7 protein-coding genes and 1 pseudogene are annotated in these 11,576 nt (G+C 65.7%); 7 read left to right on the forward strand and 1 reads right to left on the reverse strand.

The genetic code is table 11. The features are described 5' to 3' along the window. Window positions 1–257: 257 nt before the first annotated feature. Window positions 258–1,588, reverse strand: a pseudogene (locus PQI07_RS02775) (IS1182 family transposase). A 631-nt stretch (window positions 1,589–2,219) separates the two neighbouring features. On the opposite strand from PQI07_RS02775, the gene PQI07_RS02780 reads away from it, so the two are divergent. From PQI07_RS02780 to PQI07_RS02815, 7 genes are all read left to right on the forward strand, one after another. Further along, complete coding sequence (locus PQI07_RS02780; RefSeq protein ID WP_274925979.1) at window positions 2,220–4,616, forward strand: hybrid sensor histidine kinase/response regulator; 2,397 nt, start codon at window positions 2,220–2,222, stop codon at window positions 4,614–4,616. Between the two features lie 116 nt (window positions 4,617–4,732). Further along, complete coding sequence (locus PQI07_RS02785; protein WP_053610321.1) at window positions 4,733–6,259, forward strand: ATPase domain-containing protein; 1,527 nt, start codon at window positions 4,733–4,735, stop codon at window positions 6,257–6,259. After that, a complete protein-coding gene (locus PQI07_RS02790) occupies window positions 6,259–8,313 on the forward strand; it encodes an ATP-binding protein (RefSeq protein ID WP_274925980.1) in 2,055 nt (684 codons plus the stop codon). Before PQI07_RS02785 ends, PQI07_RS02790 begins: the two co-directional genes overlap by 1 nt. 105 nt (window positions 8,314–8,418) lie before the next feature. After that, window positions 8,419–9,054: a PAS domain-containing protein gene (locus PQI07_RS02795; protein ID WP_274925981.1), complete on the forward strand. Its 636-nt coding sequence runs from the start codon at window positions 8,419–8,421 to the stop codon at window positions 9,052–9,054. Window positions 9,055–9,385: 331 nt separating this feature from the next. Beyond that, window positions 9,386–9,739, forward strand: coding sequence for a response regulator transcription factor (locus tag PQI07_RS02800; RefSeq protein ID WP_274925982.1), 354 nt, complete (start codon window positions 9,386–9,388; stop codon window positions 9,737–9,739). 867 nt (window positions 9,740–10,606) lie between these two features. Further along, window positions 10,607–10,840 carry a hypothetical protein gene (locus tag PQI07_RS02810; RefSeq protein WP_043382083.1) on the forward strand — a complete coding sequence of 78 codons (234 nt, stop codon included), beginning with the start codon at window positions 10,607–10,609 and terminating at the stop codon, window positions 10,838–10,840. 122 nt (window positions 10,841–10,962) lie between these two features. Beyond that, window positions 10,963–11,406, forward strand: coding sequence for an RNA polymerase subunit sigma-70 (locus PQI07_RS02815; RefSeq protein ID WP_182592542.1), 444 nt, complete (start codon window positions 10,963–10,965; stop codon window positions 11,404–11,406). The last annotated feature ends 170 nt before the right edge of the window (window positions 11,407–11,576 follow it).

The raw sequence follows: 11,576 nt of genomic DNA on the forward strand, positions 1-11,576 counted from the left end.
ATAGGTGCCGAAGCGCGATACTATCAACAGCCCGTCGAAGAGCGCAGTTGCCGTCTGATCGCTGGCGCGCAGGCCGGCGTTAACAGGAGAAGTCTACTTTGCCCGACCAGCACCGCGACCCGGCAGCATCCGCAACACGTAGAGCGTCGGCCGCGCTATTTTCGTGGTTGCGACTGTCGCTAGAGCGCGTCTGAGTAACGGGGTTTGGGGCTGGGTTGGAGCGGCGAGACCTGAGCAGAGGCTGCGGCTTGGCGGGCTCAGCGGCCGGCCTGTGCCAGCTTCAGCAGGTTGTGGGCGGTGCAGATCAGCGCCCATTCGCCCCGGACCTGATCGAGCCCTCTCATCAGGAACTGTCGGAAGCCTCGGGCCTGCTTGATCTGCCCGAACACCGGCTCGACCACCTGCTTCCTGAGGCGATAGCGGCTGCGGCGCCCGGCCCGCTTCAGGTGGGCGGCCATCGCGCTCATCAACGGCATCTTGGTCAGCCTCCGGCGGCCGGCTGCGTCCGCCTCGCCATGACGCGCCCGGCCCGGAGCGAGGTAGCCCGTGATGCCCCGCTCTCTTAGCGCGACGAGGTTCGCCTCGTTGGCAAAGCCGGCATCGCCCGAGACCTCCCGCGGTTTGCGCCCGAGATGAGCCCGGACCCCGTCCACAAGCGGCACGAGCGCGCGGTGATCGGCCGGGTTGGTCACGAGCCGGTGCGCGACGATCACCTGATGCGCGGAATCGACCGCGATCTGGCCGTTGTAGCCCTGCACGAAGCCATCACGCGTGGGCTGGATCCGGCTGTCCGGGTCAGTGAAGTTGCGCTGCGCCCGGTCGGGCGGACCGCCATCCTCCCCGCGCAGTGGCCGGCCCTGTCAGCGCATCCCCGACGAGGCACCCGGCCCGCTCTCGTCCTCCGGATCGGGCGGGTCAGCCGCCTCCGCTTCCAGCGCGGCCTTAGCGGCGCGGATCGCTTCCAGCCGCCGCTGCTTGTCGGCCATCCAGTCCGGCGTCTCGTCGCCGCGCAGGTCCACGCCATGAGCCTGATCCTCGGCCGTGTCAGCCTCGCGCGCTCCAGCCAAGCATCCACCTCGGCGGCCAGGGCCGGCTCGGCCGTCTTCATCCGTCCGTAGCTCATCGCCTTGTGGCGGGAGGCGTTGGCTGATCGCTTGGTGCCGTCCACCGCCACGTGGGCGAACGCGACCAGACCGGCAGCTCGACACAGGCGCAGCGCCTGCACGAACAGGTCCGACAAGGCCACGAGGTGGCGCTTGCGGAACTCGGCGATGGTGCGGAAGTCGGGCCGGTTCAGGCCGGTGACGGCCATGACGTCGACCCGCTCCTCGCAGGCCCGGGCGAGCTGGCGCGACGAGTACAGACCGCGGCTGTAGCCGTAGAGCAGCAGGGCCACCATCATGCCGGGATGGTAGGGTGGGTAGCCGCGCTCCTCCGTGTAGGTGTCGAGAATGGCCGAGAGGTCGAGCGCCTCCCGCACTGTGTCCCGCACGAAGTGCGACATGTGCCCGGGCGGCACGAACTCGTGCAGCGAGGGCGGCAGAAGCCAACCCTGATCGACGTCCCAGGAGCGAAACACCCTGGCCATGAGCCGAGTGAATCACCTCTGGGTGCCGCCGTCGAGACAGTTACTCGGACACGCTCCTAGCATGAAGATGAGCCGGTCCGGGTCGCGATCGAGCCGACCTCTGAACCAGGACGAGCGAGCCGCCTACAGCCCGATAAACCGGCCCTTTCCTGGTTAAACAGCCAACTGTCTGATCGATGACGTATTTTTGCGGCAGCGCGAGATCTCGGCATCATTATGCCTGGTTTTACCCGCGCGCTCGAGCACAAATGGGCTGAAGAAAGTTGGGCTTGAAAAGCACTTGCGAAACATAAATTGGCAGGACTTTGCTGCACGTCACAGTGGAGATTTGGGTGACGGCAGCGTTTGCCTTTGTTTAACGACGACGGCAGCACTCAAAATCCGAATCGCTCGATCTCCTTCCAGGCCGCCTTTCGGCGGCCTGGAACATTAAGCAGAACAAAACATGAATATATGGCCTCTTGCGACAATCATGGGCCGACCGAATAGAGCGCTTTACGTGTGCGAGACGGCTCTGGATCCCTGAGTTGTCGCGCTGGACCGAGAAGGCCGAACGTCGATCCGCTCGCCGAATCGTCAGGACCGAGCGGGCTTCGAAATTAACCGCTCGGGGCCATGATGGGACGTCTCAGTGTCGGACGTCATCATGCGGTTGCGCACGCTCCTCGCCCTCACTTTCGCGGCCGGGGCGCTGCTCCTCACCTTCGCCGCCACGATCGTCGTCTCCCAATTCATCGCGGCGCGGGTGCAGATCCGCGCGGAGGCCCACACGGCTGACCTGGCGGAGCATCTGCGCCAGATCATCGACGCCAACATCAGCGAGCGGCTCGGCGACATGGCCGTGCTGTCCTCGGTCGCCCGGACGAACGCCACCACGCCGGAAGCGCGGCGTGCTTGGGTCGACGCCTTGCGCGAGAGCTTTCCCGCCTATGCCTGGATCGGTTTCGCGGACCGGACCGGTATCGTCCTCGCCAGCACCGACGGCATGCTGGAGGGCGAGAGCGTTGCGGCGCGCCCGTGGTTCCAGCGCGGCATCGAGGCCTTGGCCGTCATCGACATCCACGAAGCGAAGCTGCTGGCCAAACGCTTGCCGTCGCTGCCCTACGGCGAGCCGCGGCGGTTCGTCGACGTGGCGATGCCCTTCCGCGACCCTTCCGGCGCCGTCGTCGGCGTCGTCGGCGGCCATCTCAGTGTCAGTTGGATGCGTGAGATGAGCCGAGCGGCCATCGCGACCGCCCTGAAGCGTGAGCCGAGCGTCGAGGTGCTGATCCTCGCTGGGGACGGAACCGTGATCCTCGGTCCCGGCGATCAGGCCGGTCGACGGATCGATGTCGATCTGCCCGCGCTTCCAGCCCTGACGGCCGGAGCCGAGCTCGCGAGCGCCCGCGGGACGTGGCCCGATGGGGGCGATTACTTCACCGGCGCGAGCCGCGCCCGACCTGTGGCTGACCGGCCGACGCTGCCCTGGACAGTCCTGGTCCGCCAGCCGGTCGAGGTCGCGAAAGCGATCTCCGATCCCATCGTCAATCAACTGGTACTCGGCGGCGCGGCTTTCACGCTTCTATTCGCGCTGCTCGGCTGGTGGGCGGCCGAGCGCTTGGCCGAGCCGCTTCGCGCCTTGGCGGGCGCCGCTGGCGGCATCGGCCATTCCTCGACGAACGCGCAGCTACCCAAGCCGCACGGCTACCGGGAGATCGCCGAACTGACGGATGCCCTGACAAAATTGCTGGCCCGGCTCGGCGAGCGTGATCGCGCCCTGGCGCAGGCCAACACCGATCTGGAAGGCCGGGTCGCAGAGCGGACTGTAGAACTGGCCGAAGCGTGCCATCGCGCCGAGAGGGCGCAAGCGCGAGCCGAAGCCGGCGAGCGTGCCAAGGGCGACTTCCTGGCGACGATGAGCCATGAGGTCCGCACGCCCCTGAACGCTATCGTGGGCTTCGGTGACCTACTCCGTGATGAAATCAACCTCACCCCGCACCAGATGCGCTGCATCGATCAGATGCGCGTCGGTTGCGAAGTCCTGACGACGGTCGTCAACGACATCCTAGACTACGCACGCATCGAAGCCCATGGCGTCGTACTCGAAGCTGCCCCGTTCTCGCCGCGAGGGCTGATGGAGGAGACCGTCGCCCTCGTCGCCGGCACCGCCGAGCGCCAGGGTCTCGACCTTCGGTTGGACGTCGGCGCAGGCGACGAGCATTTCCTCATCGGCGACAAGACCCGCTTGAGACAGGTGCTGCTCAATCTCGTCAATAACGCGGTCAAGTTCACGCCGCAGGGCTCTGTGACCGTCTCTTTGGAACAAGCGGCAACGCCGGATGGCATCGCTCTGCGCGTCGCCGTCTGCGATACGGGCATCGGTATTCCCGCCGAGGCGCAGGCGCGGCTCTTCACCCGCTTCGTGCAGGCCGACAGCAGCACCACGCGCCGGTTCGGCGGTACAGGATTAGGGCTGGCCATATCGAAAGGGCTGATCGAAGCGATGGGCGGGGCCATCGGCCTTGAGAGCCGCGACGGTGTCGGCTCGACCTTCTGGTTCAGACTCGTGCTTCCGCGTGTGCCGACTGGCGAGCGGTCGCCCGAACGACCGGTTGCCGCGGCTCTGCCCAGGCCGGTCGAAGACGACGCGTCGCGGCAGGCACATCTGCTCCTCGTTGAGGACGGCGCGATCAACCGCGAGATCGCCCAGATGGTTCTGGAGGCCATGGGCTATCGCGTGTCCATCGCCTGCGACGGCTCGGAAGCCGTGAAACGGGTGCAGGAGCAGGCTTACGATCTCGTGCTGATGGATGTGGAGATGCCGGTCATGGACGGCATCACGGCGATGCGGCTCATACGGGAGCTCGAGGGTGTGGTGCGCGCCGTGCCAATCATCGCGATGACGGCGCATGTCCTGCCGGAGCAGGTTCGCGCGCTCCTTACGGCGGGCGCGAACGATCACGTCGGAAAGCCCTTCGACCGAACCCATCTCCGCGCGGTTATCGAGCGCTGTCTCGTCGAGTCCGCCGCGCGGTCCCGAGCTGCTTGAACGACCCCCGACAGGGTGCGCAGAGGCGGTGCGCCGGGAGCCGTTGCGCGACCAGGAGCGTTCTTCGTGGGAAAACGTTGAAGCAATAATCTGGATAGGCGCGACGCATCAGTATCATGGCAGAAGACAGTTCCGGCTCCGCCACACCGCGCGGCGTCCACGGGCGCATATCCACCGGCGTTCCCGGCCTCGACGAGGTCCTGTGCGGTGGCCTCACGCAGGATCGACTATACTTGCTCGAGGGCACACCGGGCACCGGCAAGACTACACTCTCACTGCAGTTCCTGCTCGACGGCGCCGCGCGCGGTGAGCGCGGCCTCTACGTCACACTATCCGAGAACAAAGATGAGCTGTGTGCTGCAGCCGCCTCGCACGGCTGGTCGCTCGACGGCATCGAGATCTACGAACTCGTCAACGAGTTCGGCCTCGATCCCGACAGCGAGCAGTCAATCCTGCACCCGTCGGAGATCGAGCTGGGCGAGACCGTCAGGGACGTCATTGCTCGCGTCGACGATTTGAAGCCGGCGCGGGTCGTCTTCGACAGCCTGTCCGAGCTGCGCCTGCTGGCCCAGAATCCGCTGCGCTATCGTCGTCAGATCCTGGCCCTCAAGCAATATTTCGCCCGACGCAGCTGCACCGTTCTCATGCTCGACGACCGCACGTCGGAGCCGGGTGATCAGCAACTTCACAGCATCGCCCACGGGGTGATCTCACTGGAACAGGCACCGCGCGAGTTCGGCTCCGAGCGCCGTCGCCTGCGCATCGTCAAGATGCGCGGCATCAAGTTCCGCGGCGGCTATCATGACTTCGCCCTCGACACCGGCGGTCTGACGGTCTTTCCTCGCCTCGTCGCCGCCGAGCACCACGCGACGTTCGATCCGACCGCCGCTTCGACCGGGTCCGCCGAGCTCGATCTGCTGCTCGGCGGCGGCTTGGTGCCCGGCACCAATACCCTGCTGATCGGCCCATCGGGAGTCGGGAAGACCACGACGGCGCTCGGGTGCATGCTGGCGGCCTTGGAGCGGGGTGAGTCGGCGACCTACTTCCTGTTCGACGAGGGGCTCGCCACCCTGCTCGCCCGTTCCGCGATGCTCAACATGAACCTGTCCCCGCACATAGAGGCGGGCCGGCTGACGATCACCCAAATTGACCCGGCGGAACTCGCTCCGGGTGAGTTCGCCACCCATGTTCGGCATGCGGTGGAGAAGCGCCGCTCCAGGTTCGTCGTCATCGACAGTCTGAACGCCTACCTGCACGCGATGCCGGGCGAGGAATTCCTCATCCTGCAGATGCACGAGCTTCTGAACTACTTGAATCAGCAGGGCGTCACGACGCTGCTGGTTCTTGGACAGCACGGCATCATCGGTGATGTCCAGACCGACGTCGACCTCAGCTATCTCAGTGACGGCATCCTGCTGTTCCGGTTCTTCGAGGCGAAGGGAGAGGTCCGCACCGCCGTTTCTGTGGTGAAGAGCCGGGTGAATGCGCATGAGCGCACGATCCGTGAGTTGAAGCTCACGAGTCAGGGGCTGCGGGTCGGCTCGGCCCTGGACGACTTCCAAGGTGTGCTCACGGGGCTGCCCTCTTACCGAGGGAGAGTCGCGCTGTTGCCGGACGACGCTCCCCTCGGAAGCCAAGCGTGATGCCTCAGCCGCCGGATCACGAAGGGCGCGTCCTCGTCCTGGCGCCGCGCGGGCGTGACGCGGCGGTGATCGCGCAGGTGCTCGACCGCGTCGGCACGCCGACCGAGGTCTGTGCCGACGTGTCGGATTGCGTGACGGGCCTGAAGGCGGGGGCCGGAGCCGCTTTGGTCACCGAGGAGGTGCTCGCCGGGGCGGATACGGGAGCCTTATTCGCCTGGCTCGACGCGCAGCCCGCTTGGTCCGACTTCCCGTTCATCGTCCTGGCGACGCGGCAGACAGGCCGCCGGTCGGAATCCGCCGCCGGCATCCTCGCGCGGCTCGGAAACGTCGTCCTGCTGGAACGCCCGATCAATGCCGAGACCCTGATCAGTGCCGCCGAGTCGGCACTGCGGGCGCGCCGGCGCCAGTATCAGGTGCGCAGCCTCCTGGCCGGTCGTGAGCGCACGCAGGAGCACCTGCGACTCCTCAACGAGGGTCTCGAACGGCGGGTTGCCGAGCGGACCCGCGAGGTCGAGGCCGCCCGGGAGACCCTGGCCTTCGCCCTCGAAGCAGCCGGCATGGGCTCGTGGGACCTCGATCTCGCGAACGGAACCTCCCGTCATTCCCCGCGCTTCGATGCCATCTTCGGGTATTCCGACCCGTGTCCATCGTGGACCCGAGGCACGTTTCTCGCCCATGTCGTCGAGGAGGACCGTCCCGCGGTCGAGCAGGCGTTCTCGGCCATCCCGGAGACCGGCCGGATCGACCTGGAATGCCGCATCACGCGCCGGGACGGCGCCGGGCGCTGGGTCGCGGCGAAAGGGCAGGTCAAATACGACGCGTCCGGCGTACCGACCCGCATCGCCGGGATCCTGGTGGATCGAACCGACCAGCGCATCACCGAGGACGCGCTGCGCCAGGCCCAGAAGATGGAAGCCATCGGTCAGCTGACCGGCGGCGTGGCCCACGACTTCAACAACCTCCTCACCGTCATCGTCGGCGGCCTCGACATGATGCTTCGCCGGCCCGAGCAGACCGACCGCGTGAAGCGGCTGGCCGAGGCGGCGATGAGCGCAGCCCGGCGCGGCGAGCAGCTCACGCAGCAGCTCCTGGCCTTCTCCCGCCGGCAGATGCTGCGGCCACAGACGCTCAACCCGAACCGCCTGCTGCTCGACTTCAGACCGCTGGCCGAACGGGCGGCCACGGGTGCCGTCGAGCTGGTGTTCAACCTCGACCCGGCGCTCGATCCGATCCGCATCGATCCGGCACAATTCGAGGCGGCGGTGCTGAACCTGATCGTGAACGCCCGCGACGCCATTGAGGGCCGCGACGGCCACGCCCGCATCGCGGTCGTGAGCCGCAACGTCCACCTTGGCACCGCGGCCGTCGCCGACCAGGGGGTGCCCCCGGGGCCCTACGTGGTCGTATCGGTCAGCGACACCGGCAGCGGCATTCCACCCGACGCGCTCCAGCGTGTATTCGAGCCGTTCTTCACCACCAAGGAGGTCGGCAAGGGAACGGGGCTCGGCCTTTCCCAGGTCTACGGCTTCACGCGCAGCGCCAAGGGCTTTGCCCAGATCGAGTCCGAGATCGGCTCGGGCACGACGGTCAACCTGTACTTTCCGCGTTCGACCGACCCGGCCGGCGATGAGACGGGCGCCGCTTCGGCGAGCTCGATCCCGCTGCGCCGCGCCGGCGAGGGCGAGACGGTTCTGTTGGTCGAGGACGACGAGCAGGTGCTCGGGATGGCTGTCGAGAGCCTGGAGGAGCTGCGCTACCGGGTCATCATCGCTCGAAACGCCGTCGAGGCTCTTGAGCACCTTCGCGGCGTGGAGCGGATCGACATTCTGTTTTCCGACGTCGTGATGCCGGGCGGGATGAACGGATCACAGCTGGCGGTCGAGGCGCAGAAACTTCGGCCAAGTGTCAAGGTCCTGCTCACATCAGGCTACGTCGCAAACCTCGACGAGGGTCAGGTCATCGGTCGAGGCGAGATGCCGGTCCTGAACAAGCCCTACCGCCGCGACGAGCTCGCCCGCTCGCTGCGCCTGGTCCTGGGGGGAGAGGGACGTTGACGCGACACCGAGGACGATCTGGTCTGTTAGAGGCTTTGCACAATGAAGAGCGCGAGGGAGATACACTCTGCGCCGGGAGTATAGGCATCAGACTCTGAGCCTGTCATGTTCGGGGTTCGGCGCGCGCATTCGACCGATCTCGCCGCGTTCAAAGCTCTGCTGTATTCTAACAACCGACTTGCTCGGGCCGACACCATCGCGCGTGTTCGCTGCTCCGGCGGGATCTACGGCGTGGATTACAGGATCGTTCATCCCGGCGGGCAGATCCGCCGGTTGCGCTCGCGCCGGCGCGTGCAGGTAGACGAGGAGGGCCAGCCGGTCCGGCACCGCGGCGTGGTCTTCGACATCGACGCGTACAAGCGCGCCGAAGAGGAGCGGAAGACGGTCGAGTCGCAAGTGCGGACGCGCGAGGCGCGCCTGTACGCCATCCCCGACACGATGACTGAAGGCATGATCGTCATCGACGAACGCGGCATCATCCCTTCGTTCAACCCTGCTGCCGAGCGCATCTTCGGCTACCGGTCGGCCGAGATCGTGGGTCGGAAGATCAGTCTGGTGCTGCCGGTGCCGGATCGCGACCGATCCTATGCGGCCTGTCGTCATGGTGACGGGGCACGAAGATCCGTCGTGCGCCGTCGAGGCGATGAGGCTCGGGGCCTGCGACTTCAGCGAGAAACCGTTCGACGAGAAAGCCCTTGTACGACATTTGCGCGCCACCCTGTAACGCGGCTGCGTGACTGAGACGGGGTCGAACACGCTGCGAGTGCACATCCGCCGGATCGCCGAAAGCGAGCGACACGTTCTGGACCACCTGGTCGGCGGGGACACCAGCCAGAATCGGTCGCGTGCTCGACTTCAGCCCGCGCCTGGTCGGGATTGATCGGGCGAAGCGCATCACCAAAACGCAGGCGGCCCACCGACAGGAGCTGGTGCGTTGGTGGATGCTGAGCGGTCTCCGGTGGGTTTGATCCTCCGCAATTCGACGGAACCGCGGAAGTGGCAGCGTCATTTCCCGCTCTATGGTGCCAGTCGAGTTGTTAGGCGAACGGACCCTGTCTTCCAGGATAGCGTCATGCCGATCTTCATCGTGGACGACGATGCCGCCATTTTGAGTTCAGCACGGTTCATGCTGGAGGGCGAAGGTTACACGGTCGCCACGTTCGAGTCGGGCAGCAAGCTGATCGCCGCATTTCCGCAGGCGAAACCGTGCTGCATCGTGATCGACTACGTGCTGCCGGACATGACGGGGCTGGATGCCTACGAACGCGTGCGGTCTTCGGGCGGGACCGCTCCGGTGATCATCATCACAGGCCATCCGAGCGCCGCGATCCGCGCGAAGGTGCGGCAGGCTGGCTTGCCGCTGGTCGAAAAGGCCTTCGTCGAGGACCTGCTCGGCGCCATCGAGGCGATAGGTCCGCTGCATTGACCATAGGCTCTTGGTCGGAGGCTGGACGGCGAGCAGAACGTCATTCTGGGGCAAGGGAAAACCAGATCTATTGGTGCCTGTTCGGATCAGGGACCGCAATGCGCAAGTGAATCCTTCCGGCACCTGATGGCCGAGCGCGGCATGGACTGCTTCATGAGCCGGTCGGGCGATGCCGTGGGACCGCGCGACCATGGAAGGCCGTTTCTCGTCGCTGACGATCGCGCGCACGGCCCCGAGGACCGACTGCACGCGGGACGAGGCGCCCGCGGATGTGTTCGATGACATCGAGCGCTTCTATAGCCCGACAAGGCGGCTCTCGACCTTGGGCTGTCTCAAACCTGTCGAATTCCAATACCATGCTCGATTTGCTTAAGATGGTATCTGTCAAACCGGCTACAGTTTAATTTGCGGACGGCGCTCAGGCTCGCCAAGTCATCGCGATTTGGTCAACGGACACACTCCATAGGCAGCCAAATCGGTCGGATTGCTTCCGATCCCGGCGCGATTCTGCGGCGTCCTCACCGTATTCCAGCTGAAAAACTCGGCCGCGCCGATCCCCAATCCGCTTGCCGGCCCCAGGGCCACTGAGGTTTCGCCGACGTCGTCCTTACAGGCGGAACGCGATGCGGGGGCTACTTGAAGTAATTATGTCTCCGCTCCGTGAACACCGACGCAGATATTTTGCATCGCTTTCCCATGTTGCCGCGTTCTATTAACAAGCGAACCGGTTTTTCGGTACGATTTCTGACATGAAGGAGGCGCGAATGCTGCGCGGTGGAATGCTGTGGCTGCTGGGGATCCCGCTGCCAATTATCCTGCTGTTGTGGTTCTTCGGCGTGTTCCACTGAGCGCCGGTGGGCCAGCATCATGCCCTACACAGTCGAGATCACAACGCTCGCGGCGCAGGTCGACGGCGAGGAACGGCCAGCAAGGCTGTACCAGTTGCCCGATCCCTTCAGCACGCTGGCCGAAGCCAAGGAAGCCGCTGTCACCCACATAGCGGGGCTCGGGCTCGATCCTTCCTGTGTCCTCTACAACGTCTTCGACCGCGAGGGCTTCACGGTGGCATCCAATGCTGAACAGATGGCAGGGTCCGGGTGACGTCAAAGCCGCTGGCCAGCACCGCTATGCCGGTGAGGAGCCGGGCCTATCAGAAGAAGGCGTTTGGAGACGCGTCTTCCTGAGCAAAACCCGCTGGACGGCGCGTATACGCCTTTTCGCTCATGGCCGACGACGCGTGCGCCGACGACGGGGTGCCGGAGACGGTGCAGCGGGCCTGGACGCGCCAGGATGACGTCACGCCAAGCTCGAACCTGGAGGCGCGGCTCTGCACCATCAGCCACAATCTGTTTCATGCGGAGTGCCGCGAGCGCAGGCGCGTGATCGGAAATGTGGACGGCTCCGTTACGACTCAGCGCGCTGCGCCCGCGGCCCACGAGCACCGCTCCGATCTGCCGACCGTCCCGTCGCCCATCGGTCAGCTGCCTGAGATGTGGCGCGGGGGTCTGCTGCTCGTGAGCGCGCGAGACTTAACCTATGAGGCGGCCGCCGAAGTGATGGGCTGTCAAACCGGTCCTGTGAAAAGCCGGGCGCGCCGCGCCCGGGCCTGGCGCGTTGCGAATCCTGCCAGCGAGGAGCACCTCAACTTGCGCGGGCATCCATGCTGACCTGTCCGGAGGCACCGAACCGGCCTGACACGGCCATGCCAGTGTGAGCGTATTCGTTTCTGTCAGATCGGCCACGACACAAGTTCTACGCAGGACGAGGCTCGCGATTTGGCTTCGTCCCGAGTTCCAAACGATTGAGCAACCCGCTGGGCTGAGCTCAATTGCCGTGC

It is taken from the genome of Methylobacterium sp. 092160098-2 (assembly GCF_028920805.1).
Taxonomy (GTDB): Bacteria; Pseudomonadota; Alphaproteobacteria; order Rhizobiales; family Beijerinckiaceae; genus Methylobacterium; species Methylobacterium fujisawaense.

What these genes read in the sequence shown, in the direction of transcription:
- PQI07_RS02785 (WP_053610321.1), top strand. Translation starts at nt 4,733, where the DNA reads ATGGCAGAAGACAGTTCCGGCTCCGCCACACCGCGCGGCGTCCACGGG.
- PQI07_RS02790 (WP_274925980.1), top strand. Translation starts at nt 6,259, where the DNA reads ATGCCTCAGCCGCCGGATCACGAAGGGCGCGTCCTCGTCCTGGCGCCG.
- PQI07_RS02795 (WP_274925981.1), top strand. Translation starts at nt 8,419, where the DNA reads ATGTTCGGGGTTCGGCGCGCGCATTCGACCGATCTCGCCGCGTTCAAA.
- PQI07_RS02800 (WP_274925982.1), top strand. Translation starts at nt 9,386, where the DNA reads ATGCCGATCTTCATCGTGGACGACGATGCCGCCATTTTGAGTTCAGCA.
- PQI07_RS02810 (WP_043382083.1), top strand. Translation starts at nt 10,607, where the DNA reads ATGCCCTACACAGTCGAGATCACAACGCTCGCGGCGCAGGTCGACGGC.
- PQI07_RS02815 (WP_182592542.1), top strand. Translation starts at nt 10,963, where the DNA reads ATGGCCGACGACGCGTGCGCCGACGACGGGGTGCCGGAGACGGTGCAG.